Raw genomic sequence first — 24,824 nt, forward strand, 5'->3', positions numbered from 1 at the left:
GACACGCCGTATCGAACACGTTCGGCGCTGGTAGAGGCCAGCCTATAGACCGGTCGTTCAGAATTTTCTGCGGCAGTTCGACGCACAGCGCGTCGGCATGCGAGGATCGTTCCCGCGCAGGCGGGCCACGGTCCGGCGCGCGGTAATCCGCCGTAGTGTAATGGCAGCACCTCTGATTTTGGTTCAGATAGTTCAGGTTCGAGTCCTGGCGGCGGAGCCCTTTCGGATGCATTCGTTCACAGCCGCTCCGCACCTCCGGACGCTGTGATTCTCCACACAACTTACGAACCGGTCAGTTCGGAGTTGTTACTTGCCCGTTAATCTCCGGCCCGTTGGGGTGCAACTCCGGGGTTCGCCCGACGCACCCTCCGCGGAACGGAATAATCTCGGCCACGTTGCCGTCATCGGCGCGACGCGCGATATTCTTTTCCGGAACGTGCGCGACCGTCGGGCCGCGCGAGCGGCAAAGCGTAGATCGACCTCGAGGGAGCTTCATGCCACCGCAGACCGCCGTCATCGTCCTCGCTGCCGGTGCCGGGACGCGAATGCGGTCGAAGACCCCCAAGGTGCTGCACGCACTGGCCGGGCGTTCGATGCTCTCGCACTCACTGCATGCCGCATCCGGAATCGAACCCACCGAACTCGTCACCGTGATCGGACACGATCGCGACGCCGTCGGCGCCGCCGTGGACGAGGTCGCGAAGGATCTCGGGCGCGCGGTCGCCACCGCCGTCCAGCACGAACAGAACGGAACCGGGCACGCCGTCGGCTGTGGTCTGACCGGACTTCCGGACGATTTCGACGGAACCGTGCTCGTCACCGCCGCCGACGTCCCGCTCCTCGACAGCGAGACCCTGCACGCGCTGATCGCGACGCATACCGCCGAGCCCGCGGCCGCGGTGACCGTCCTCACTTCCACGGCAGCGGATCCCACCGGGTACGGCCGGATCCTGCGGACCACCGACGGCGAGGTCGCCGCGATCGTCGAGCAGGCCGACGCCACCGAGTCGCAGCGCGCGATCTGTGAGGTCAACTCCGGCGTGTACGCGTTCGACGCCGCCACCTTGCGCGGCGCCCTGTCCTCACTGAGTGCCGACAACGCCCAGGGCGAGCTGTATCTCACCGATGTGATCGCGATCGCCCGGACCGCCGGGAAAATCGTTCGTGCACAGCACATCGACGACGACCTACTCGTCGCGGGCGCCAACGACCGCGTCCAACTCGCCACCCTCGCAGGTGAACTCAACCGGCGCATCCTCGAGCGTCACATGCGCGCCGGCGTCACCGTCGAGGACCCGTCGAGCACGTGGATCGACGTCGACGTGACGATGGACCGCGACGTCACCCTGCGCCCCGGCGTCCAGCTGCGCGGGTCGACGCACATCGGCGAGGACGCCGTGATCGGACCCGACACCACGCTCACCGACGTCGCCGTCGGCACGGGTGCGTCGGTGATCCGGACGCACGGCGAGTCCGCCGAGATCGGTCCGGACGCCACCGTCGGCCCCTACACGTACTTGCGCCCGGGCACCGTGCTGGGCGAGTCCGGCAAGCTCGGAGCCTTCGTCGAGACCAAGAACGCCGACATCGGGGCACACTCGAAGGTGCCGCACCTGACGTATGTCGGCGACGCGACCGTCGGCGAACACAGCAACATCGGAGCATCCAGCGTTTTCGTCAACTACGACGGAGTGAACAAAAGCCGCACGATCGTCGGTTCGCATGTGCGTACCGGATCCGACACGATGTTCGTCGCCCCGGTCCGCGTGGGCGACGGCGCTTACACGGGCGCGGGCACCGTCCTGCGCAACGATGTGCCACCCGGGGCGCTCGCCGTCTCTGGTGGTAAACAACGAAACATCGAGGGTTGGGTGCAACGCAACAGGCCCGATACTCCCGCTGCCGAGGCAGCGGCTCGAGCAGTCCTGCAAGATACCGATCCGCAAGAACCAAAGGATGGCGAAGACCAGTGAGCGCGATATCCAGCGACGTGCAGAAGAACTTGATGCTCTTCTCGGGCCGCGCACACCCCGAGTTGGCCGAGCAGGTGGCCAAGGAATTGGACATCGAGATCACGCCGCAGACGGCTCGTGACTTCGCGAACGGCGAGATCTTCGTGCGCTTCGAGGAGTCCGTCCGCGGATCCGACGCGTTCGTGCTCCAGAGCCATCCGGCTCCGCTGAACCAGTGGATCATGGAGCAGCTGATCATGATCGACGCTCTCAAGCGTGGATCCGCGAAGCGCATCACGGCAGTCCTGCCCTTCTACCCGTACGCCCGTCAGGACAAGAAGCACCGCGGCCGTGAGCCCATTTCCGCCCGCCTGATCGCCGATCTGCTCAAGACGGCCGGCGCCGACCGCATCATCACGGTCGACCTGCACACCGATCAGATCCAGGGCTTCTTCGACGGCCCGGTCGACCACATGCACGCCCTCGGACAGCTCGCGCAGTACGTCCGCGACAACTACGGGACCGAGAACATCTGCGTCGTCTCGCCCGACGCCGGTCGCGTGAAGGTGGCCGAGAAGTGGGCCGATGCGCTCGACGGCGCACCGCTCGCGTTCGTCCACAAGACTCGCGACCCGCTGGTCCCGAACCAGGTCAAGTCCAACCGCGTCGTCGGTGACGTGAGTGGCCGCACCTGCGTGCTGATCGACGACATGATCGACACCGGCGGCACGATTGCCGGTGCGGTCGAGGTGCTCAAGAACGCCGGCGCCGGCGACGTCATCATCGCGACCACGCACGGCGTGTTCTCCGATCCGGCCGCCGAGCGGCTCGCGAACTGCGGCGCCAAGGAGGTCATCGCGACCAACACGCTGCCGATCCCGGACGAGAAGCGCTTCCCGACGTTGACGGTGCTGTCGATCGCACCGCTGCTGGCGCGGACCATCCAGGAGGTCTTCGAGAACGGTTCGGTGACCTCGCTGTTCAACGGCATCGCGTAGACGCCTCGTCGACGCCCGTGCCCGGTTCGCTCCTCGCGGACCGGGCACGGGCGTAGTCTTTCTCAGTGTGTTCTCCGGATTCCCGACGACCGCACTGGACTTCTACGAGGACCTCGAGGCCGACAACAGCAAGGCCTGGTGGACGTCGCACAAGTCCGTCTACGACACGGACGTCCGCGTCCCCATGGTCGACCTGCTGTCTGCACTCGAACCCGAATTCGGGCCGGGCAAGGTCTTTCGGCCCTATCGCGACGTCCGATTCGCGAAAGACAAGTCCCCGTACAAGACCCATCAGGGCGGGTTCGTCGAGTCGTGTCCCGGCGTCGGCTTCTACGTCCAGATCGACGCGTCTGGGCTCTTCGTCGCCGGCGGGTACTACTCGCACACCCCCGAGCAACTGGCGCGCTATCGCGAGGCGGTCGACGACGACCGTCGGGGACGCGCACTCGAGCGGGTCGTGAGGAAGGCAGAGAAGGCCGGATTCGAGATCGGTGGCGACCGGTTGGCCACGCGCCCGCGCGGGGTCTCCGCGGAGCACCCGCGAATCGAACTGATGCGGCACCGCTCCCTCACCGCAGGCCTGAGCTACGGCTGCCCGGACTGGCTCGGCACCCCGGAGTCGGTCGACGAGATCCGCTCCGCGTGGCGTTCGATGCGACCGCTCGTCGCATGGTTCACGGACGTGTTCGGCGCTCACGACTGACGTGTCGGGCGTCGCACACCGGAGCGGAGAACGCGTGTGGCACAAGACTTTGCCCTCGATTGCGCAGCCTGAACATGAGTTTGGTCACGCGCAGCGGGAAAACTGGACCTCGGTGTAGCCGAGCGCGAACGGGTGCCCTACTCTGGCTCGTCGTGATCGACGCGCAGACCCTGGTTAACCCCGCCGCCCCTGTTGTTCCGAATCCGCAGGCGGTTCGCCGCTGGACTCCCGGGTCGTGCGTGTGGTGCGGCAGCAACGACTCGATCGAGGAGTTCCGCAACGAACCCCGATGCGGCGTCTGCCGCGAACACGAGACCGTGATCGACGAGGCCCGCAAGTTCATGGGCATGTACGGCCTGCGCCCGATCGGCGGCACGCTGCAGTCCGACGACGACGAAGAGCGCGAGTGGCGCGTGGGCGCCCGTGACGCCCGCGCGGCTCTCAACGGGATCCGCCTGCCCGAGCCTCCGGACCCGGCCCTCGTCCGCAAGTCGATGCGCCCCAAGGCTGCTCGCATCGTGAAGGCGTTCGAGGAGGAGTCCGCCCCGGCCCGCAAGGCGTCCACCGCCCGTCCGCGCACCACGTCGTCGACCGCGCCGGCGCCCACCGCTGCGGTTGCCCCCGCGAAGAAGCTCGACGTCGCTGCGCTCGAGGGGCGCGTCACCGGGCTGCTCGACCAGCTCACCAAGGTCGATTCGCAGATCACGCTGGCCGAGGCCGCTCAGGGTCTCGCGGCCCGCGCCCGCCTCAACGACCTCAACGGACAGAAGGCGACCATCCTGCGCACGCTCGCCGCGCTGGAGAAGGCCCGCCGCAGCGCCGGGGAGTAGCGAGACTCATCGTGTTGATCCGCGACGCCGTCGAGAGCGACCTGCCCGGGATTCTCGAGATCCACAACGACGCGATCGCCAACTCGACGGCGATCTGGGACGAAACGCTCGCCGATCTCGACGAGCGTCGCCGTTGGCTCGACAGCCGTCGAGCCGACGGGTTCCCGGTACTCGTCGCCGACATCGACGGCGAGGTCGCGGGATACGCGTCGTACGGGGTGTGGCGGGCCAAGAGCGGCTACCGGCACACCGTCGAGAACTCCGTCTACGTCCACAACGACTTCCACCGCCGAGGCATCGCGACGGCGCTCATGACGGCGTTGATCGAGCGGGCCCGCGCCGGCGGAATCCATGTGATCGTCGCGAGCGTCGAATCGACCAACACGACATCGATCGCCCTGCACCAACGGTTCGGTTTCCGGATCGTCGCGCAGATGCCCGAGGTGGGCCGAAAGTTCGACCGCTGGCTCGACATGACGTACCTGCAACTGAACCTCTAGTCAGCTGCGCCTCGCGCACACGAGTGCGAACCGCTGATCATCGTCGGTCCACGTCTGGATGCCCTCGAAGCCCGCGGCGACCAGTTCCCCGCTGATACCGCTCAACCTGAACTTGGCCGAGATCTCGGTTCGCATCTGTTCGCCGGCCTCGAACGTCACCGTCAGCCCGAGATCGGCCACCCGTACGGTCATGTCCGCCGTGGCCTCGAGACGCATCTCGATCCACTCGTCGACGGGATCCCACACGGCGACGTGACGGAAGCCGTCGAGGTCGAAATCGGCCCCCAATTGTTTGTTCAACACCGACAGCACGTTGAGGTCGAACTGGGCGGTGACGCCCGCGGCATCCGCGTACGCGGGAACGAGCACCCGCGGGTCGGTCACCAGCGCGACGCCCAGCAGCAGGTGTTCGCCGGGCTCGAGAACGTTCGCGATCTCCGTGAGGAAGGCCCGTCGTTCGCCGGGAGCCAGGTTGCCGAGCGTGCCGCCCAGGAACGCGATCATCCGACTGCCGCCGCCGGGCAGGTGCTGCAGCGACTCGGTGAAATCCCCGACCACCCCGTGCACGTCGATCTCGGGGAACTCCGACGCGATCCGCCGCGCCGCGTCCCGGAGCGCGCTCTCCGACACATCCTGCGGCACATACTTCTCCAACGTCCCCCGCGCGCCGAGTTCGTGCAGCAGCAGGCGTGACTTCTCCGACGAACCGGACCCGAGTTCGACGAGAATCTGAGGCATCGCGACGGCGGCGATCTCGCGGGCGTGCTCTTCCAACAGCGCACGTTCGGTCCGCGTCGGGTAATACTCCGGAAGCCGCGTGATCCGCTCGAACAGTTCGCTGCCGCGCGCGTCGTAGAACCACTTCGGTGGCAGCCACTTGGGCGTCGCGGTGAGTCCGCGTTCGGCGTCGGCCCGCAGTGCTGCGTTCAACTGTTCGGGGGTGATGTGGACTTCCAGGGTCGGTGCTCTCATACCTCTCCCATCTCCGTGGTCGGTTTCGAGTGACGCTCACAGCGGCGTGGTGATCAGATGTCCCGGGCGGGCGGTGACGATGTGCCCGTCGGGTATCTCCTTCCAGTCGTGGTTCCGGTCGAACGGTTCGGAACTGAGTACGGCCCGGTCGTCGTCCACCAGTGCCGACAACGAGTGGTCCCACGTGGTCGCCCACAACTGGTGGCCATCGCCGAGCAGCATGTTCAACCGTGACCCCGGGGCCGCCTCCGCGACGGCGGCCGTCACCTGCATCAGGGCCACCTCCGGACCGTTGTCGCGGAGTGCGTGCCGAACCAGCAACCACAGAAACGCCGAGTCGGTGGGCGCCTCGAGACCGAGCAGGTCGACCGTCGGCAGGCCCGCTGCCAGACCCGTGACCGAGTCGGGCCAGTTCTCGATCCGCCCGTTGAGACTGAACGCCCAGTGGCCCGACACGAACGGCGCACACGCGCTGCGCTCGACGGGCATCCCGACGGTCGCAGATCGGACGGCCGCGATCACCGAATGCGAGCGGATCTTCGAGAGCATCTCGGGCAGAGCAGGATCCGACCAGATCGGCATCGCACATCGATAGCGCGAGAGGGTGGAACCCCACCAGGCGGCGCCGTAACCGTCGGCGTTGACGGTGCCGCCACCACGCATGTCCCGCGGCGACCACGACTGCCGGAGCAGCGAGAACTCCCCCGCCGTGATCACCTCCCGCACCGACCGTGCGGGGCCGATGTAACCCAGGTGCCTGCACATCACAGGTCCCGGGCACAGCGGAAACCCGCAAAGATCTGCCGACGAATCGGGTGGTCCCAGTTCCGGAACGTGCCACGACAGGCCACCGGGTCGGTGCCGAACGATCCGCCGCGCAGCACTCTGTAGTCGCCGCCGAAAAATGCCTCCGAGTACTCGCGATAGGGGAACGCCGCGAACCCCGGGTATCCGGTGAACCGCGACGACGTCCACTCCCACACGTCCCCGATCAGTTGGTAGACCCCGAGCGGGGATCGACCGGCCGGGTACGAGCCCACCGGGGCCGGCGCAAGATGTCGCTGCCCCAGGTTCGCCCTCGTGTGATCGGGTTCCTCGTCTCCCCAGGGGAATCGGCGGGATCGGCCGCTCGCGGGATGCCAGCGCGCCGCCTTCTCCCACTCCGATTCGGTGGGCAACCTCTTGCCTGCCCACCTCGCGTACGCGTCGGCTTCGAACCAGCACACGTGCATCACGGGTTCGTCCGGCGGAACGGGTTCGAGCACCCCGAACCGGTGACGCCACCACCGACCGCCACCGTCCCCGGTCCAGAACTGGGGCGCCTCGAGCCCGGATTCGCGACGGTGCACCCAGCCGCGATCACTCCACAGCTCGCGCCGCCGATAACCGCCGTCGTCGATGAACGCCGCGTAGTCCCCGTTGCTCACCGGGACTGTGTCGATCGCGAACTCCGCGACGTGAACCCGATGTGCGGGCCGTTCGTTGTCGAGCGCCCACGGATCATCCGACGTCCCCATCGTGAATCCGCCTGCCGGTATGACGGTCTCGCGCTCGGACACCGGGGCCGCGGGCCTCGGGACGTCCGGCGCGGTGAGGACCGACTGCCCCTTGCGTAGCTGGTGAGTGGCCAGCATCGTCTCGTCGTGCTGCTGCTCGTGCTGGGCGATCATCGCGAACGCGAACCCGTCGTGTTCGAGGGGCCGCCCACGGAATCGACTCGTATCCAGCACATCCCACATCTTGTCGCGCACCTGCCCGACGTATCGCCGGGCCTCCGCGGGCCCCAGGAGCGGCAGCGTCGGACGGGTGGACCGGGCGTGTTTGAAGGCGTCGTACAGGTCGTCGATGTCGCGACGGACAGGCTCGCGGCCACCGACATCGCGGATCAGCCACAGTTCTTCCTGGCTACCGATGTGCGCGAGATCCCAGACCAACGGGCTCATCAGCGGCGAATGCTGCGCGACCAGATCCGAGTCGTCGACACAGTCCGTCAGGGCGTGGCTGCGGTGCCGCGCGCGCAGCAACGCGGATTCCAACTGCTCGCGCAGACCGCTCACGACATCTCCCCGATCGGATTGCCGCCGCGGCGGCACCGGACCGATGCTCCGCCCAACGCTGCCGCCAACTCTCGATCCGGTGCGACCTCGGCGGCCAGTTCCAGCAGCTCCACTGCCGCGCACCGTAGCTCGCTGTCGGCGAGCCCGTTCCGGGCCGCATCCGACCACCGGCCTCGAGTGCCCGCAGCAATCGCCGACGCCGTATCCACCGTCTTTCCCGAGGACAGGAGTGCCTCGAGAGCCGCGACCGGCTGCCGCCACCCGTCGCCCGGCTGCGTGTCGAAGTACCGCACCTCGAGGTGCCCCACCGCCCGCACCGAGGGGAAGACCGTCGTCAGGTGGTAGTCCAGGTCCGCAGGCGTCGGACGTCGGCCGATGTCCTCGTCGAGCGCGCCGTCGATCCAGTCGGCGAACGTCGCCCCGGGCGGCGCCGTCCAGGACGGCCCGTCCCGCTGCACGCACAGCAATGGGACGTCGAGCACCCATCGCGCGTAGTCGCCGACCGGGTCGGCCGAGACCGTCGCCGATTCCGGCGGCCCGACCGTGCGGGACCGATCGAGTTCGAGCCACGTCCGCATCCGTTGCGACGCCCAGTCTCCCGACGGAATGCCGCGCAGCCGCGGCGAGCACGCGAATGCCGCGATCATGGCGGGCCCGACGGCGTGCAGCAGGTTCCAGCGCCGGGCGACGTCCGCGGCGTCGGCGCCGGCGTCGACGCTCACCTGGACGGCGGCGGTGTTGCACATCATCAGCCTGCCGAACGGGCCGATCTGGTCGAAGTGTTCCTCCATCGCCCGATAGCGCGGCAGTTGCAGCAGCCGCCGGGCGGTGCGGCGGGAGTCGGCCGCCTGCGCGTGCGTGGTGATCGAACGGGTCGCGAGGAGTGCCCGGAGCGTGCGCTCGTCGGAGGCGAGGGCGTCGCACAGCAGGGCTGCACTGTCGTGGGGAGAGCTGGAGAGCTCGATCTGACCGCCAGGTTCGACGGTGACGAGGCTGCCGGCCGGGAGGGGGCGGGCGGGCGAATCGGGATCGAGAGAATGCGGGGCGTGAGGCCCGAGAGCTGCGCCGATGGAGGCGAGGTCGGGGCGGCCGGAGAAGGATCCGCCGTAGTCGGTGAGCCATTCGAGTTCGGCACCGATGAGCCTCGGTGGCCCCAGCTTGAAGCAGACTCCACCGACGTACGACTCGGCCGCGGGACGCGAGGTGAAACCGGTGGACTCGACTGCGACAACCATGCCATCCTCCCCTCGGGAGCGGTCGAGCGTCCTTCTCGACAGTAGAGGTCGCTCCCAGTCGTGGCTACCGATCGGGAGGAATAACCGATGCTCGACCTCGACCGTCTCCGACGCGACACACCTGGTTGCCTGGAAAGGGTATTTCTCGACAGCGCCGGGTCCTCATTGCCGCCGCAACCGGTGCTGTCGACGGTGATCGGGCACCTCCGTCGCGAAGCCGAGGTCGGCGGGTATGTCGCCGCGGCGGAACGGGCCGAGGACCTGGCCGCCGTGCGTCGATCCCTGGGCCGGCTGATCGGCACCGAACCGGTGAACATCGCGCTGATGGACAGCGCCACCCGCGCATGGTGCGACTTCTTCACCTCGATTCCGCTGCAACCCGGCGACCGAATTCTGCTGTCGCAGGTGGAGTACGCGAGCAACGCGATCACCGCGCTGCATCGGGCCCAGGCGACCGGCGCAATCGTGGAGACGGTGCCCAGCGACGCCACCGGACGGATCGACCTCGACGCCCTCTCACGGATGCTCGACGAGCGTGTCCGACTGGTGTCACTCGTCCACGTCCCCACCAACGGCGGCCTGATCAATCCGGTGCGCGAGGTTGTCGACCTCGCACACCGCCACGGGGCTATGGTCCTGCTCGACGCGTGCCAGTCGATCGGTCAGATCCCGATCGACGTCGGAGAACTGGGCGTGGACGCACTGTCGGCGACCGGACGCAAGTGGCTGCGCGGCCCCCGCGGCACGGGCTTTCTCTACCTCCGGGACGCCCTCGCCCGCGACCTGAAGCCGATGGCGATGGATCTCCATGGGGCACAGTGGTTGTCACCCACAGAGTACCTCCCGGCCGCCGACGCGACCCGGTTCGAACTGTGGGAGTGCGACGTCGCCGCCAGACTCGGGCTGGGCGTGGCCGTCGAGTACCTACTCGGCATCGGAATCGACTATGCGGCAACCGCTGTCGCGGAGCTGGCCGATTCGATGCGCGCCGGGCTCGCGGAGATTCCCGGCGTCGTCGTTCACGACCAGGGAGTCGACCGGTGCGGGATCGTCACCTTCACCGTGGACGGCATCGAACCGTCCGGCGTCCGAGAACGTCTGGCAGACAATCGGATCACGGTCACCGTCAGCGGCCGGTCCTCTACCCTGCTGGACATGAGCGCCCGCGGACTCGGGTCCGTGGTCCGCGCTTCCCCGCACTACTTCGTCTCCGACAGCGACATCGACCATTTCCTGTCCACCGTCGCCGCTCTCGCGTGAGCCCTCGATCGGCACGCAAGTAACAATTCGGACAACTATTTCGCAATGCTTACTTCCACCCCTCATCGACATTGGTAATCATTTGACTTGCATTTACCAATACTGGGGAGGAATTGAATTATGCGACGTACCAAGGCTGCGGTTCTGGGAGCGGGGATCCTGGCAACCGGGCTTCTGCTGGCGGGCTGCAACGACGCGGACGGCACGCCGGCGTCCGAGACGACGACCAGCAGTTCGACGACCACCACACCGACGACCACCAGCGCGCCGCCGGCCACGCCCGCTGCGGATTCCGCCGGGGGCGCAGCCGTCCAGTCCGGCGGAACCGGAGGGAACGGCGGCGGGGCTTCCGGTGGCGGAGCGCCCGCACCTGCACCCGCGCCAGGCCCGGCACCCGCGCCCGCGCCCGCACCCGGCGCGGACGGCGTACAGAACGCGCCGCAGCAGGAAGACCCGAACGCCGAGAAGCCTGCCGAGAAGGCGCCCGACGAAAAGAAGGAAGAAGGGACCCCGGAGGGCGGCACGCCCCCGGCCGGCGAAGGCGGCACGACCGAGGGCGGCGACAAGACGCCTGGAGGCGAGGGCAGCGGAACCGGCGAGGACCCGGAGAAGGAAGAGACACCGCAGAACTGACTCGTCGATCGCGGCGTGCCCCCTCAGAAAGGGGGTACGCCGCCCCGTCTGTCAAACGCACCGGACCTCTTCGACACGAGCTTCCCGCTGGGCGGGATCTGTGTGCCACCAGACCATTCACCCGAGTAAATGATCTGTGTCACACCTTTGATTTCGTGTTTCAGTGAGAGGACGACCCTATGGCCGACGCCACCCCAATTCGACCGATTCCCGCAGATCAGATCACTGAATGGGCCTACGAGGCCGACGTCGTCGTCGCCGGATTCGGTGTCGCCGGCGCCTCCGCCGCAGTCGGCGCCGCCCAGGCCGGTGCCGATGTCCTGGTGCTCGAGCGCACCGGAGGCTGGGGCGGCGCCGCCGCCATGGCCGGCGGCTTCATCTACATGGGCGGCGGCACCCCGGTGCAGAAGGCGTGCGGCTTCGAGGACACCGTCGACAACATGAAGGCCTTCATGAAGGCCGCGCTCGGGCCGGGCGTCGACGAGGCCAAGATCGACATCTACTGCGAGGGCAGCGTCGACCACTACCACTGGCTGGTCGACGAGTGCGGTGTCCCGTTCAAGATGAGCTTCTGGGGCGAGCCCGGCTGGGAGCCGCCGGGCGACGACGGCCTGCAGTACACCGGCGGCGAGAACGCGGCGCCGTTCAACGCGACCATCCCGCCCGCGCCGCGCGGCCACGTCCCGCAGATGCAGGACAAGCACGTCAGCTCGGAGAAGGGCGGCGGCTTCATGCTGATGAAGCCGCTCACCGACAAGGCCGCCGAACTTGGTGTCCGCTCGGCATACGACATGCGCGTGCAGGCCCTGATCGTCGACGCCGACGGCCGCGTGGTCGGCGTCCAGGCCAAGCAGTACGGCAAGGACGTGGCCGTCCGCGCCCGCAAGGGCGTGGTCCTCGCGACCGGCAGCTTCGCCTACAACAACCAGATGCTCGAGTCGTACGCGCCGAAGATGGTCAACCGGCCGGCCGCCTCGATCGAGGAGCACGACGGCCGCGCCATCCGCATGGCCCAGGCACTCGGCGCCGACCTCGCCCACATGGACGCCGCCGAGGTCGCGTTCTTCTGCGATCCGCAGCTGTTCATCCGCGGCATCCTCGTCAACGGCCGCGGCCAGCGCTACATCAACGAGGACACCTACCCGGGCCGCGTCGGCCAGGCCACGCTGTACGAGAACCACAACCAGTCGTTCCTCGTCATCGACGAAGAGTCCTACGAGGAGGGCATGACGAAGCCGACGTCGAGCCCGCAGCTGCGCCACCAGCCCAAGTGGGTCGCCGAGACCGTCGAGGAGCTCGAGGCCGAGATGGGCCTGCCCGCCGGCACCCTGCAGGCCACCGTCGACGTCTACAACCAGCACGCCGAGAACGGTGAGGATCCGCTGTTCGGCAAGAAGGCCGAATGGGTGAAGCCGATCGGCTCCCCCATCGCAGCGATCGACCTGCGCGGCATGACCGGCGGCTTCACCCTCGGCGGCCTGCGCACCAACACCGACTCCGAGGTACTGCACGTCTCCGGCGAGCCCATCCCCGGCCTGTTCGCCGCGGGACGCTGCACCTCCGGTGTCTGCGCCGGCGGCTACGCCTCCGGCACCTCACTCGGCGACGGCAGCTTCTTCGGCCGCCGCGCCGGCATCACCGCGGCAAAGGCCTGACGCTCACGCTCACTCGAATCGGCCCGGTCGACGCCTCCGCGTCGGCCGGGCCGATTCACGTTGCACGCCGAGGTTCCGGTAGACTGCTTCGAGTTGTCTCGGCGAGGGCGATTCGCGATGTGTTTGACGCGCTGAATCACCGTGATCGACGCGGCCACGGTTCTGCTCGAGCACTCTGCTCCGCGCGGCCGTCCGTGTTCGTCCCCCTCCCCCGGGACGATCGACCGCCAGCGAAATCTCACGTGAGTTGTAGGAGCCGTTCCACATGTCTGACGACAATCGCCTCGTAGCCTCCACCCGTTCCGAGTTCGGCAAGGGCGCCGCCCGCCGTGCTCGCCGCGACGGCCAGGTCCCCGCCGTTCTGTACGGCCACGGCACCGACCCGCAGCACCTGAACCTCCCGGCTCGCGACTTCGCGTCGATCCTGCGTGCGCACGGCACCAACGTCGTCATCAACCTCGACATCGACGGCAAGGATCAGCTGGCGCTGACCAAGTCGATCGTCGTCCACCCGATCCGTCGCCACATCGAGCACGCCGACCTTCTGATCGTCAAGAAGGGCGAGAAGGTTTCGGTCGAGGTTCGGATCGTCGTCACCGGCAACGCCGCTCCGGGCGCACTGGTCACCGAAGAGACCAACACGATCAAGCTCGAGGTCGATGCACTGGACATCCCCGAGTCCGTCGAGGTCTCGGTCGAGGGCGCCGAGGTCGGCACCCAGTTCCTGGCCGGCGCGGTTGCGCTGCCCAAGGGTGCCACCCTGGCCGACGACGCCGAGCTGCTGCTCGTGAACGTCGTTGCCGCTCAGGCTGCCGAGCCGGCCGCCGGCGAGGAGACCGAGGCAGCTGCCGGGGCCGAGGCCTGATCAGCTCCGCGCTGAACTGAACGTCGTGCGGCGCGCCGATCCCTTGTGGGTTCGGCGCGCCGTTCTCGTATGAGCACAGCCGTATGAGCACAGCCGTTTCGAAAGGACACCCGAGCAGTGAGTGACGAGACCGGCACCGCAGTGGTGGTCGGCCTGGGCAACCCGGGTCCGCAGTACGAGAAGACTCGCCACAACATCGGTTTCATGGTGGCCGACGTGCTTGCCGGGCGCGTGGGCGGAAAGTTCAGCGCCCACAAGCGCAGCGGCGCCGAGATCGTCCAGACCCGGCTCGTGGGCCGCCAGGTGATCCTCGCCAAGCCGCGCTCCTACATGAACCTGTCGGGTGGTGCGGTGTCCGGGCTGGCCCGCTTCTTCTCGGTGAAGCCGGAGAGCATCGTCGTCATCCACGACGAGCTCGACCTGGACTTCGGCACCATCCGTCTCAAGCAGGGCGGCGGCGAGGGCGGTCACAACGGCCTGCGCTCGATCTCGCAGTCGCTCGGCACCAAGGACTACCTGCGTACCCGCGTCGGCATCGGCCGCCCCCCGGGCCGTCAGGATCCCGCCGACTACGTGCTCAAGCCGTTCTCGTCCGTCGAACGCAAGGAACTCGATCTCGTGTGCGAGGAGGCCGCCGACGCCGTCGAGCTCGTGCTGCAGCTCGGACTCGAGGCGGCGCAGAACCGCCTGCACTGATCGGCCGGGCGACGGCTGCAGCCGACAGAACCCGTGCGATTCCGCGGCGTTCACAGCAGTCCGATCGAACTCGACCGCCGGAGCTTGCCCGACGACGTCTTGGGCAGCGAACCCGGTCCCAGAACAGCGACGGTGCGCGGCCGCACCCCGACCTCGGCGACAACGGCGTGTGCGACCTCGCGTTCGATCCGCTTGACCTCTTCGGCGTCGTCGATGGCGTTGGTCTCCACGGCAACTGCGAAGCTCTCGCGCTTGTCACCGGCGTCGAGACGGATCGCGGCGGCATTGCCGGGCCGCACACCGGCGACCGATCCGGCAGCACGCTCGATGTCGGTGGGATAGATGTTGCGGCCGCCCATGATGATGACGTCCTTGACGCGCCCACACACGACGACGAGACCGTCCTCGGTGAAGTAGCCGATGTCGCCGGTGTTGATCCAGCCGTCCGCGTCCTGCGTCGGGACGGGGCCGTCGACGGTGAGATACCCGGGGGTGACGGATTTTCCGCGCAGCTCGATCACCCCGACCGCGCGGCGCGGTAACTCCAACCCGTCGCGGGCGACGACGCGTCCCTCGAGGCCCGGGACGAGCGGTCCGAGCGTCGCCATGGCGCGCGCATTGCTCCGGGTGGAGCGGACCGCAAGGCCGCCGGCCTCGAGTAGATCCGGATCGACGTGATCGAGCACGAGGCCCTGCCGGGGTTCGGGCACCGACACCGCGAGGGTCACCTCGGCCATGCCGTAGGTCGGAGCCAGTGCCAACGGGTCGAGTCCGAATCGGGCGCCGGCGTCGGCGAGCGCGATCATCGTGTCGGGGTCGACCGGTTCGGCGCCGTTGAGCAGGCACCGCATCGACGACAGGTCGTACTCCCCCACCGGGGCCTGCGCCAGCTTGCGCGCGAGCAGCGAGTACGCGAAGTTCGGTGCGGCAGTAACAGTTCCGCGATACTTGCCCATCAATTCGGCCCACAGGAGTGGCGTGCGGAGGAAGTCGAGCGGCGTGATGTGGACGGTGGTGGCGCCGATCTGCATCGGAACGGTGAGGAAGCCGATCATGCCCATGTCGTGGAACAGCGGCAGCCAACTGATCATCACGTCTTCGTCGGGATCGACCTTGACCCGGTCGATCATCGCGTACGCATTGGCGTAGAAGTTGCCGTGCGTGAGCTGGACGGCCTTGGGTGAGCCGGTGGACCCGGAGGTCAACTGCTGCAGCGCAATATCGGATTCGGCGGTCTCGACGGGGTCGATCGGTTCACCGGCGCGCATCGCCTCGATCGTCACGACCTTGATGCCCCGTTCCGCGAGGAGCGGGGCGGCCGCCTCGAACGGTGCGCCGACGATGACCGCGTCCGCCGAGATCATGCGGATGATCGCCTCGGTGTCCTGCGCCCACACCTGCAGATCGGTCCGCTGGGTCGGCTGGTGCAGCATCGTGACCGACGCGCCCCGCATCCACGTCGCCTGACAGGCGGGCGCGATGTCGACGGGCATCCCGGCGAGGACACCGATCGCGTCGCCGGGACCGATCCCGGCATCCGCGAGCGTGCCGGCCATACGACGCGCGATCGCGTGGACGTCGCCCCAGGATTGGCGGAGCGGTGTGTCCGGTTCACCCGTGATCAGGGCCTGCGAACTGGTCGCCGCCGTGGCATACATCTCGTCGGTGAACATACTCATGGAAGCTCCTGCAGGCTCCTGCCGATCCTGTGCGGACACTACGACTGCGCAGCCGATCCCGACACGTATAACCGCAAGCGGTGCCGACCTGTTACTCGGGCGAACACCCCGAGTACCCTGGTAGCGGCCCCGATTCCGATCTGAGAGGTTCACCGTTGACCAGCGCGCCCGACTCGGCCGATATCACCACCGCCGAGAAGGCGTCGATCACCGCACCCAAGAACCTCGCATCAGAGGTGGGTCGACGGCGGACGTTCGCCGTCATCTCACACCCCGACGCCGGTAAGTCGACGCTCACCGAGGCCCTCGCGCTGCACGCGAAGATGATCTCGGAGGCCGGCGCCGTCCACGGCAAGGCCGGCCGCAAGTCGACGGTCTCCGACTGGATGGAGATGGAAAAGGCCCGCGGCATCTCGGTGTCGTCGACGGCGCTCCAGTTCAACTACCACTCCGACGAGACTCCCGACGACCAGATCAACGTCGTCAACCTCGTCGACACCCCCGGTCACTCCGACTTCTCGGAGGACACCTACCGCGTCCTCACCGCCGTCGACGCCGCCGTCATGCTCATCGACGCCGCCAAGGGCCTCGAGCCGCAGACCCTCAAGCTGTTCCAGGTGTGCCGCCACCGCGGCATCCCGGTCATCACCGTGATCAACAAGTGGGACCGTCCGGGCCGCACGCCGCTGGAACTGCTCGACGAGATCAACGATCGCATCGGTCTGATCCCCACACCGCTGTATTGGCCGGTCGGCATCGCGGGCGATTTCCGCGGACTGCTGCGCCGCGGCCTGGGAGACGCCGCCGGGGAGCCCGTCGAATACATCCGCTTCACCCGCACCGCCGGCGGCGCCAAGATCGCACCCGAGGAGATCCTGGACGCCGAGGCCGCCCTCGAACGTGACGGCGACGAGTGGGTTACCGCGGCCGAGGAGAGCGAACTGCTCTCGGCGAGTGGTCAGGACCACGACCAGGAGATGTTCCTGGCCGGTCAGACGTCGCCGGTGATCTTCGCGTCCGCGATGCTCAACTTCGGTGTCCGCCAGATCCTCGACACTCTCGTCGCGCTCGCGCCTGCGCCCGGGAGCCGACCGGACGTCAACGACAAGCCGCGCGAGGTCACCGACCCGTTCAGCGCGGTCGTGTTCAAGGTGCAGGCCGGCATGGACACCGCGCACCGCGACCGTCTGGCGTTCATGCGCGTCGTGTCGGGCGTGTTCGAGCGCGGCATGGTCGTCACGCATGCGCAGACCGGCAAGCCGTTCGCGACCAAGTACGCGCTGACGGTGTTCGGCCGCGACCGCACCACCGTCGAGAACGCGTACCCGGGCGACATCGTCGGCCTGGTCAACGCCAACGCGCTCGCGCCGGGCCACACCCTCTTCAGCGACAAGAAGGTGGAGTTCCCGCCGATCCCGTCGTTCGCCCCGGAGCACTTCTCGGTGCTGCGCGCCGAGAGCGCCAGCAAGTACAAGCAGTTCCGCCGAGCCGTCGACCAGCTCGAGTCCGAGGGCGTCGTGCAGATCCTGCGCAACGACATCCGCGGCGACGCCTCCCCGGTCATGGCGGCCGTCGGTCCCATGCAGTTCGAGGTGGTCGCGGCCCGCATGAAGGCCGAGTTCAACGTCGAGGCCCGCATGGAGCCGCTGGGCTACGCACTGTGCCGCCGCACCGACGCCGAGTCGGCTGTCGAGCTGGGCCGTCAGCGCGGCGTCGAGGTCTTCACCCGCACCGACGGCGTCCTGCTGGCCCTGTTCAGCGACAAGTGGCGCCTGCAGTACATCCAGAAGGAGATGCCGGAGCTGACGCTCGAACCGCTGGTCGCCGCAGGCGATCAGTGAGCCTGCTGCAGACCCTGTTCGACGCCGAACTTCACATCGGCGGCGCCACGATCCTGTGGCGCGAAATCATCGGCAACGCGTTCGGCATCGCGTCGGCGATCGGCGGGATGAAGCGGGTCGTGTGGGCGTGGCCGGTGGGCATCATCGGCAACGCCCTGCTGTTCACGGTGTTCATGGGCGCGCTGTTCCACACCCCGCAGGACCTCAACCTGTACGGACAGGCCGGACGGCAACTCCTGTTCATCGCAGTCAGTGTCTACGGCTGGACGCGCTGGCTGCAGTCGCGGCACGACTCCGGCAAGGCCGTGCTCCCACATTGGGCGTCGAAACGAGCGCGGATCGGAATGATCGCGACGATGGCTATCGGCACCGTCGTGTTCGCGAAGGTCTTCGAGATGCTCGGCTCGTGGGGCCCCTGGCCCGACGCGTGGATCTTCACCGGCTCGATCCTCGCCACCTACGGCATGGCCCGCGGTTGGACCGAGTTCTGGCTGATCTGGATCGGCGTGGACGCCGTCGGCGTGCCGCTGCTCTTCAGCGGCGGCTACTACCCGTCCGCGCTGCTGTACCTGGTCTACGCGGGCTTCGTGCTGTGGGGCTTCGCGGTGTGGCTGCGGATCCAGAAGCAGTCCGCAACCCAGGCGTCGGCGCTCGCCTCGGAATGATCCACCGACCGGTCCGGTTGGACCCGGTATGGCAGAAGTGACGCACGACACGGACAGCACTCCCTCGTACGGCAGGTTCGGCGTCTGGCGCCACGCCTTCGGGCTGCAACCCGAGGTGGGCGCCGAGATCGAACGGCTCGGCTACGGCGCGATCTGGGCGGGCGGATCGCCGCCCGCCGACCTGCAGGTGGTCGAAGACCTGATCGCCGGCACCGAGAAGATCACCGTCGCGACCGGCATCGTCAACATCTTCTCCGCACCGGCCGACGAGATCGCGAAGTCGTACCACCGGATCGAGTCGCGGCATCCGGGACGCTTCGTCCTCGGCATCGGCGTCGGCCACCCCGAGGTGCCCGGCATGGGCGCCGAGAAGCCGTACGACGCTCTCGTCCGCTACCTCGACGTCCTCGACGGCGCGGGAGTCCCGAAGAACCGGCGGGTCCTCGCCGCGCTCGGCCCCAAGGTCCTGAGGCTCGCCGCCGACCGGTCCGCGGGCGCCCACCCGTACCTGACGCCGGCGGAACACACCCGGCAGGCGCGGGAGATCCTCGGCCCGGACGCGCTGCTCGCTCCCGAACAGAAGGTGGTGCTGAGCACCGACGCGGACGCTGCTCGCACGATCGGCCGCGAGGCGGTGGAGAACCCGTATCTGCACCTGCGCAACTACCGCCGCAACCTCGAGCGGCTCGGCTTCCCGACGGCAGAACTCGACAACGGTGGCAGTGATCGCGTCATCGATGCACTCGTCGCACACGGGGACGCGGCCACCATCGCCCCGCGACTGACCGCACACCTCGATGCCGGGGCCGACCACGTCGCGATCCAGGTGCTGCCGATGGCCGACGACCCCCTGTCCGCGCTGCGGGAGCTGGCGGCGGAGTTGAAGATCGGCGAGTAGGCGCCGCACCCTACGACGCGGCGTGCAGCAGCGGCAGCGCTTCGACGAGGGGTGGGTGGGGCGCCCTCGACGTCCCTCACCAACCCCTAAGAATTCGCTAACGGGGATCAAGTTCTGCGCCCATAGCTTGGCAAGTGTCGGCGCCACCGGGGCGCCGACACCGAGCCAGGAGTCCGCACATGAACAAGTTCTTCGTCACCCGCCGTCGCGTTGCCGTCGCCGCCGCGAGCATCGCAGCGGCCGGAGCCATTGCAGTGCCCGGCGTCGCGTGGGCACAGAACGCCATCCCGGGTGGTTCCCCGGTGGCCGTCGCTGCACCGGACGCGGTCGCAGTCCCGGCCACGACTGTCGTTCCCGCCGCCTCGGGCACTCCCGACGGAGACGCCTGCGGTCTGGCGATGACGCCGCTGACGGACGAGGAGCTGCAGACTGCGCTCCGCGACGGCAACGTCATCGCCGAGGAACTGGACGCCACCGCGGCGACCGGCGAGTTGTCGACCGTCTCGTTCTCGGTGGCCGCCGCCACCACTGCGGCCACCGTCACCGACGCCGTGCCCGCGGACGGCGAGGCCGCGGTCTCCGATTCCGTCGCTGCGGCCACGATCACGGTGCAGGCCTGCTGAGCACCCTGGGCACACGGGCACTATGGATGCGGTGACCGATAGCGCCCGCATCCTGCTCGTCGACGACGACCCCAAGGTCCTGGCCTCCCTCACGCGGGGGCTCCGGCTGTCCGGTTTCGAACTCGAGACCGCCGACGACGGGGCCTCCGCGCTGCGTGCAGTCGCGGCAGCGCGGCCGGATGCGATCGTGCTCGACGTGAACATGCCCGTCCTCGACGGGGTGAGTGTGGTCACCGCACTGCGGGCGATGGGCAACGACGTGCCGATCTGCGTGCTGAGCGCGCGCAGCACGGTCGGTGACAGGATCGCGGGACTCGAGGCGGGCGCCGACGACTACCTCACCAAGCCGTTCGAACTCGGCGAACTGGTCGCACGGCTGCGGGCGCTGCTGCGCAGGGCCCCGCGCAGCCCTGCCCCGTCGGGCACCGTGACGGTCGGCGCGCTCGAGGTTGACCTGCCGGGACACCGCGTCCACGTGGGCGGTGACCGAGTCGACCTCACCAAACGGGAGTTCGATCTGCTGAGCGTCCTCGCCGAGAACACGGGCATCGTGCTCAGCCGGGTGCGGCTCCTGGAACTGGTGTGGGGCTACGACTTCGACGCAGACACCAACGTCGTCGACGTCTTCGTGACGTACCTGCGCAGAAAACTGGAGGCCGGCGGAATGCCACGAGTACTGCACACCGTGCGGGGAGTCGGATTCGTGCTGCGGGAGAGGCCGTGACTGCACGCCGACGCTCGCTGTCCCTGCGCGCCCGCGTCGCCGTCGTGTCCGCGCTGGCGGCGACCATCGTCATCGCCGCGATCGGCGTGGCCTTCGCACTGTTTTTGCGCATCAACGGTTCCGAGCAGCTCGACCGCACGCTCGACTCCGTGTCGTTGAGCATGCCCACCCAGATCACCACCCAGTACAGCCTGTCGCCGATGGACCTGCCGTCAGTTCCCGCCCAGATTCTCACCGACAGCACGGTCGCAACGGAAGCGGTGCGCACCGAGACCCCCGACGGCATCGCGGTGCGCGCCCGCGACGTACCGATCACGGGCGTGGCCGACACGTTCGTGGGGATCTCGGTGCCCGAGGACGCCCTCGCCCGCGCGATCCGGGAACAGCAGTGGCAGGTCGCCGGTGTTGCGCTCGTCGCGATCGCCGCCGCCGCCGGCCTCGGCTGGCTCCTCGCCGCCCGAGCCGTACGCCCGCTCCAGCGGCTCGCGGCCGCCACGCACACGGTCGGTGACGAACTGCCCGTGGCGCTTCCCGACGTCCGCGGTGCACTCGAGGCGGAGGAACTCGGCGACGCGATCCGGCACATGCTCGATCGGATAGGCAAGGCCCAGAGCCGAACCCGCGAGGCACTCGGCGCGGCACGCGATTTCGCCGCCGTCTCGGCCCACGAACTGCGCACACCGCTCACGTCGATGCGTACCGACCTCGAGGTGCTCGCGACGATGCCCCTCACCGAACCTCAACGCACCGAGATCCTGCGCGAACTGCGTGCAACCGAACGGCAGATCGAGTCGACGCTCACCGACCTCGAGAGCCTCGCGGTGGGTGAACTGTCCGACGTCGCCGATCACGAGGACATCGATCTCGTGGAACTCGCCGATCGCTTCGTCCAGGAGTGGTCCCGACGCCGGCCCGACGTGTCCATCAGGCTGACGGCAGCGGTGTCGCTGCCGATGCGTGGGCTTCCGTCCGGACTGCGACTGGTCTTCGAGAATGCGGTCACCAATGCCGTTCGACACGGCCGCGCCGACTACATCGAGATCGCCGTCACCGGGGGCTCCCACGGGGCCACGATCACAGTCGACGACAACGGCATCGGCGTTCCCGAGCACGAGCGGACGACCGTGTTCGATCGGTTCACACGGGGCTCGTCGGCACACCCCGACGGCTCGGGTCTGGGGCTCGCGCTCATCGCGCAGCAGGCATCCCTGCACGGAGGCACCGCCGAACTGACCGACAGTCCGCTCGGCGGTGCCCGACTCCGACTCCGGTTGCCCGGAGCCGGCTGAGACCGGCTACTCCGCCAGTTCGGCGGTGATCTCGGTGAAGAGTGCCTCGATCGCCTCGGCGTCGATGTCGTCGAGCGACGGCGGGTTCCAGGACGGGTTGCGGTCCTTGTCGACCAGCACCGCCCGCACACCCTCGATGAAGTCCGCGTTGCGGGTCACCTCGGCGCCGAGAACCAGTTCGAGGTCCAGACACTGTTCGAGCGTCAGGTCCGCGCCCCGGCGCACCAACTCCGCCGTGATCCAGAGGCTGCTGGGGGCCAGCGTGGTGAGCGCCTCGCGGGTCTTCTTCGACCACTCGTCGTCCCCGGTCAGCTTCGCGACCATGTCGGTGACGCTGCCCGACCCGAAGACACGGTCGACCTCGCCGAGCTGATCCGCCAACTCCGATGCCGGTGCGTCGATCGTGTAGCGAGCGAGCACGCCGTCGACATCGGTGCCGTTCATGGACCGGATTTCACCGGCGAGCGCCTCGAGCTTGTCGCTGGGCACGAAATGTGTGGCCAGGCCGGCGACAACGGCGTCGGCGGCGGAGGCGGAGGCCCCGGTCAGGCCCAGGTACATCCCCGTTGCACCGGTCAGGCGCGGCAGGAAGTAGCTGGCACCGATGTCGGGGAAGAACCCGATCGCGGTCTCGGGCATCGCGAGCGCGGCCTTCTCGGTCACGACGCGCACCGACCCGTGTACCGAGATACCGAGGCCGCCGCCCATCGCGTGGCCGTCGATCAGCGCGATGTACGGCTTGGGGTAGCTCGCTATGAGCGCGTTGAGCTTGTACTCGTTCGCGAAGAACGCGTGGACCGCGTTGTGGTCGCGGTCGAGGGCTGACTGGCGGACCGACTTGATGTCACCACCAGCGCAGAAGGCCCGATCCGACGAGCTGGTCACCAGCACCGCGGTGATCGCGTCGTCGTCGCGCCACTGCTCCAACGCGGCGTACATGTCGCGAATCATGCTGTTGTCCAAGGCATTGAGTGCCCTCGGTCGATCGAGCACGATCTCTGCGACGTTTCCGTGCACATGGGTCTGGATGAACGAGGCCATCGCGACTCCTTTTCCTGTCGAACTGTTCACGGCCACAACGCGTCCGTGTGCCACCCGGCACCCTCCGCGGGAAGGATGCGCCGGTAGCGGACACGCAGGTGCCGTCGGCCCGGATCTGCGTGCCAGAACTCGACTGTCGCCGGAACCAGACACCAAGCCTGCCAGGTTGCCGAAACGAACGCTCGGTCGCCCTCCAACTCGGACATCGCGGCCCGGACGGCGGAGTCGTACTCCGCGCCGTCGGTGAGGATCTCGCTCTGCCGACTGGCCGCGGCGACCGCACGCGCGGTGACCGACCGATCCCGGAAGTCCCGGGCGCTCACACCGGCGTCGCCTCGTTCGACCGCGCCGCGGACCCGGACCTGCCGACCCTGCTCGCGCCAGTAGAACGTCAGGGCCGCGTCCGGACAGGCGTCGAGTTGGTGCGCCTTGGGCGATCGGAGATCGGACGAGAACCACCACCCGTTGTCGGTGACATCCTTGAGCAGCAGGGTGCGCGCGTCGGGCGCGCCGGCCTCGTCGACCGTCGACAGCGTGGCGACGTGGGGTTCGACGACGTCCGCCGCGAGTGCCTCGTCGAGCCACCTCAGGAACAGCCCGACCGGGTCGTCCGGCAGGAGGGAATCGCCCGGCATCGGTAGGCCACTGCTCGGCGGCGACGCCTGCGCGCCGGGGATCGACCGGATCCAGCTGCGAGCGTCGGTGAACTCGGCGCGGGGTGGAACGGTCATCGACCGACCCTATCGAGCGGCGCTGCCCTTCGCCGGACCCGACAGCATCCAGCGATGCCCGAACGGGTCGATGAGCGTCGCATTGCGCCTGCCGTAGTTCTCCGAGATCCAGCGTTCGACGGTTCCACCGGCGTCGTGGGCGCGCTCGAGCACCGCATCCGTATCGTCGACCGGAAGCATCAGGCTCACCGACGTCGCGCCCGATTCGGGTGCCGTGAGGCCCATCTCCGGGAACTCCTCGGCCAGATAGATCATCCCGGTTCGCAGGCGCAGTTCGGCGTGCCCGATCCGTCCGTCGTCCATCACGATCGGTTCGCCGACCAGTTCCGCTCCGAAGGCCTTGCGATACCACTCGAGCGCCTCGCGCGCCCCGCGGACCGTCAGGTACGGCAGGGCGCCCGAGTCGGGAAACTCGGTCACGGGGCGACCCCGGGCACGCCGTACTGGGGCGACCCGATCAGCGCCCACCTGTTGGAGGTGAGGCGGAAGCTGGGCATGTCGGCGAGCGAATACACCGACTCGTAGGTGCGCTCGTAGGTGGTGTGCGCGATCTTCCACCGTCCGGCGGCGTCCTTCGCGTAGCGGTCCTGGTAGAACGCTGCTCCGCGCATCATCATCTGATCGCCCGGCACCACGACCGTGTCGGACAGGTACCAGATGCCCGTCGCGGTGTCGCCGTGCACATCGATCTCGGGGTGGCCACAGTGGTGCTCGGTGATCACGTGCGGCCCGAGCGTGTCCTGCAAGAAGGACACGAAGGCGTCCCTCGAGTCGAAACGCAGATGCTCCGCGTAGGTGGCTGTCGCCTCCGGCAGCAGGGTGTCGGCGAACTCCGGCCACGACTTCGTGTCGAGGGCGCGCGCGTACCGGTACTTGAGCCGACTGATCTCGGCTATCGCCTCCAGATCCACGACGCCCGCCCTCCACCGAAGCCCGTACGGTACAAGTGCAGGCTATCCGCCGCCGCGACGCTCTGG

General features: G+C 68.3%; 25 protein-coding genes and 1 tRNA gene. 17 read left to right on the plus strand and 9 right to left on the minus strand.

What is annotated here, in order from left to right; translation table 11 throughout:
- The first annotated feature begins 146 nt into the window (after positions 1–146).
- The 6 genes from C8K36_RS08655 to C8K36_RS08680 all read left to right on the plus strand — a co-directional run bounded on the left by C8K36_RS08655 (position 147) and on the right by C8K36_RS08680 (position 4,983).
- Positions 147–217 (plus strand) — tRNA-Gln (locus C8K36_RS08655).
- 277 nt (positions 218–494) lie between these two features.
- Positions 495–1,973 (plus strand): bifunctional UDP-N-acetylglucosamine diphosphorylase/glucosamine-1-phosphate N-acetyltransferase GlmU, encoded by a 1,479-nt coding sequence (glmU, locus tag C8K36_RS08660; protein ID WP_107984058.1) that lies wholly within the window; start codon positions 495–497, stop codon positions 1,971–1,973.
- Positions 1,970–2,950: a ribose-phosphate diphosphokinase gene (locus C8K36_RS08665; protein ID WP_107984059.1), complete on the plus strand. Its 981-nt coding sequence runs from the start codon at positions 1,970–1,972 to the stop codon at positions 2,948–2,950. Before glmU ends, C8K36_RS08665 begins: the two co-directional genes overlap by 4 nt.
- Positions 2,951–3,017: 67 nt before the next feature.
- Complete coding sequence (locus tag C8K36_RS08670; protein ID WP_107984060.1) at positions 3,018–3,653, plus strand: DUF2461 domain-containing protein; 636 nt, start codon at positions 3,018–3,020, stop codon at positions 3,651–3,653.
- Positions 3,654–3,805: 152 nt separating this feature from the next.
- Positions 3,806–4,483, plus strand: coding sequence for a hypothetical protein (locus tag C8K36_RS08675; RefSeq protein ID WP_258195332.1), 678 nt, complete (start codon positions 3,806–3,808; stop codon positions 4,481–4,483).
- A gap of 11 nt (positions 4,484–4,494) precedes the next feature.
- Positions 4,495–4,983, plus strand: coding sequence for a GNAT family N-acetyltransferase (locus C8K36_RS08680; protein ID WP_107984061.1), 489 nt, complete (start codon positions 4,495–4,497; stop codon positions 4,981–4,983).
- On the opposite strand, the gene egtD is transcribed toward C8K36_RS08680, so the two are convergent.
- The 4 genes from egtD to egtA are packed head-to-tail and all read right to left on the minus strand — an operon-like array spanning position 4,984 to position 9,247.
- Positions 4,984–5,955: an L-histidine N(alpha)-methyltransferase gene (gene egtD, locus C8K36_RS08685; RefSeq protein ID WP_107984062.1), complete on the minus strand. Its 972-nt coding sequence runs from the start codon at positions 5,953–5,955 to the stop codon at positions 4,984–4,986.
- Positions 5,956–5,991: 36 nt separating this feature from the next.
- Positions 5,992–6,720: an ergothioneine biosynthesis protein EgtC gene (egtC, locus tag C8K36_RS08690; RefSeq protein ID WP_107984328.1), complete on the minus strand. Its 729-nt coding sequence runs from the start codon at positions 6,718–6,720 to the stop codon at positions 5,992–5,994.
- Positions 6,720–8,012, minus strand: a complete 1,293-nt coding sequence (egtB, locus tag C8K36_RS08695; protein ID WP_258195333.1) for an ergothioneine biosynthesis protein EgtB — start codon at positions 8,010–8,012, stop codon at positions 6,720–6,722. The genes egtC and egtB overlap by 1 nt, the downstream gene beginning before the upstream one ends.
- The gene (gene egtA / locus C8K36_RS08700) at positions 8,009–9,247 is read right to left on the minus strand and encodes an ergothioneine biosynthesis glutamate--cysteine ligase EgtA (protein WP_107984064.1); all 1,239 of its coding nucleotides are present in this window, start codon (positions 9,245–9,247) and stop codon (positions 8,009–8,011) included. Before egtA ends, egtB begins: the two co-directional genes overlap by 4 nt.
- A gap of 87 nt (positions 9,248–9,334) precedes the next feature.
- Here egtA and C8K36_RS08705 point away from each other — a divergent pair, with 87 nt between their 5' ends.
- The 5 genes from C8K36_RS08705 (at position 9,335) to pth (ending at position 14,356) form a co-directional block, all read left to right on the plus strand.
- Complete coding sequence (locus C8K36_RS08705; RefSeq protein ID WP_107984065.1) at positions 9,335–10,507, plus strand: aminotransferase class V-fold PLP-dependent enzyme; 1,173 nt, start codon at positions 9,335–9,337, stop codon at positions 10,505–10,507.
- Positions 10,508–10,627: 120 nt separating this feature from the next.
- Positions 10,628–11,140, plus strand: a complete 513-nt coding sequence (locus tag C8K36_RS24745) for a hypothetical protein (protein ID WP_181319476.1) — start codon at positions 10,628–10,630, stop codon at positions 11,138–11,140.
- A gap of 179 nt (positions 11,141–11,319) precedes the next feature.
- Positions 11,320–12,795: an FAD-dependent oxidoreductase gene (locus C8K36_RS08715; protein ID WP_107984066.1), complete on the plus strand. Its 1,476-nt coding sequence runs from the start codon at positions 11,320–11,322 to the stop codon at positions 12,793–12,795.
- A gap of 265 nt (positions 12,796–13,060) precedes the next feature.
- Positions 13,061–13,660, plus strand: a complete 600-nt coding sequence (locus tag C8K36_RS08720; protein WP_107984067.1) for a 50S ribosomal protein L25/general stress protein Ctc — start codon at positions 13,061–13,063, stop codon at positions 13,658–13,660.
- A gap of 117 nt (positions 13,661–13,777) precedes the next feature.
- On the plus strand, positions 13,778–14,356 hold the full coding sequence (pth, locus tag C8K36_RS08725) for an aminoacyl-tRNA hydrolase (RefSeq protein WP_107984068.1): 579 nt from the start codon (positions 13,778–13,780) through the stop codon (positions 14,354–14,356).
- Positions 14,357–14,406: 50 nt separating this feature from the next.
- Here pth and C8K36_RS08730 read toward each other — a convergent pair whose 3' ends face one another.
- Positions 14,407–16,035 carry a fatty acyl-AMP ligase gene (locus C8K36_RS08730; protein WP_107984069.1) on the minus strand — a complete coding sequence of 543 codons (1,629 nt, stop codon included), beginning with the start codon at positions 16,033–16,035 and terminating at the stop codon, positions 14,407–14,409.
- Positions 16,036–16,190: 155 nt separating this feature from the next.
- Between C8K36_RS08730 and C8K36_RS08735 the strand changes: the two genes are divergently transcribed.
- The 6 genes from C8K36_RS08735 to C8K36_RS08760 all read left to right on the plus strand — a co-directional run bounded on the left by C8K36_RS08735 (position 16,191) and on the right by C8K36_RS08760 (position 22,075).
- A complete protein-coding gene (locus C8K36_RS08735) occupies positions 16,191–17,876 on the plus strand; it encodes a peptide chain release factor 3 (protein WP_107984070.1) in 1,686 nt (561 codons plus the stop codon).
- On the plus strand, positions 17,873–18,541 hold the full coding sequence (gene pnuC / locus C8K36_RS08740; protein ID WP_107984071.1) for a nicotinamide riboside transporter PnuC: 669 nt from the start codon (positions 17,873–17,875) through the stop codon (positions 18,539–18,541). The genes C8K36_RS08735 and pnuC overlap by 4 nt, the downstream gene beginning before the upstream one ends.
- 28 nt (positions 18,542–18,569) lie before the next feature.
- Entirely contained in the window at positions 18,570–19,439 is an 870-nt protein-coding gene (locus C8K36_RS08745) for an LLM class F420-dependent oxidoreductase (protein ID WP_107984072.1), read from the plus strand.
- A 179-nt stretch (positions 19,440–19,618) separates the two neighbouring features.
- Positions 19,619–20,062 (plus strand): hypothetical protein, encoded by a 444-nt coding sequence (locus C8K36_RS08750; protein ID WP_107984073.1) that lies wholly within the window; start codon positions 19,619–19,621, stop codon positions 20,060–20,062.
- A 22-nt stretch (positions 20,063–20,084) separates the two neighbouring features.
- The gene (locus C8K36_RS08755) at positions 20,085–20,786 is read left to right on the plus strand and encodes a response regulator transcription factor (protein WP_107984074.1); all 702 of its coding nucleotides are present in this window, start codon (positions 20,085–20,087) and stop codon (positions 20,784–20,786) included.
- Positions 20,783–22,075, plus strand: a complete 1,293-nt coding sequence (locus C8K36_RS08760) for a sensor histidine kinase (protein ID WP_107984075.1) — start codon at positions 20,783–20,785, stop codon at positions 22,073–22,075. Before C8K36_RS08755 ends, C8K36_RS08760 begins: the two co-directional genes overlap by 4 nt.
- Before the next feature lie 6 nt (positions 22,076–22,081).
- Here the strand turns inward: C8K36_RS08760 and C8K36_RS08765 are convergent, their stop codons facing one another.
- The 4 genes from C8K36_RS08765 to C8K36_RS08780 are packed head-to-tail and all read right to left on the minus strand — an operon-like array spanning position 22,082 to position 24,758.
- Entirely contained in the window at positions 22,082–23,116 is a 1,035-nt protein-coding gene (locus C8K36_RS08765; protein WP_107984076.1) for an enoyl-CoA hydratase/isomerase family protein, read from the minus strand.
- A 26-nt stretch (positions 23,117–23,142) separates the two neighbouring features.
- Positions 23,143–23,847 carry a pyridoxine/pyridoxamine 5'-phosphate oxidase gene (locus C8K36_RS08770; protein ID WP_107984077.1) on the minus strand — a complete coding sequence of 235 codons (705 nt, stop codon included), beginning with the start codon at positions 23,845–23,847 and terminating at the stop codon, positions 23,143–23,145.
- Positions 23,848–23,856: 9 nt separating this feature from the next.
- Positions 23,857–24,267: a VOC family protein gene (locus tag C8K36_RS08775; RefSeq protein WP_107984078.1), complete on the minus strand. Its 411-nt coding sequence runs from the start codon at positions 24,265–24,267 to the stop codon at positions 23,857–23,859.
- Positions 24,264–24,758 (minus strand): nuclear transport factor 2 family protein, encoded by a 495-nt coding sequence (locus C8K36_RS08780; protein ID WP_107984079.1) that lies wholly within the window; start codon positions 24,756–24,758, stop codon positions 24,264–24,266. The genes C8K36_RS08775 and C8K36_RS08780 overlap by 4 nt, the downstream gene beginning before the upstream one ends.
- Positions 24,759–24,824: the final 66 nt, after the last annotated feature.

Source organism: Rhodococcus sp. OK519, from assembly GCF_003051005.1.
Lineage (GTDB): Bacteria > Actinomycetota > Actinomycetes > Mycobacteriales > Mycobacteriaceae > Prescottella.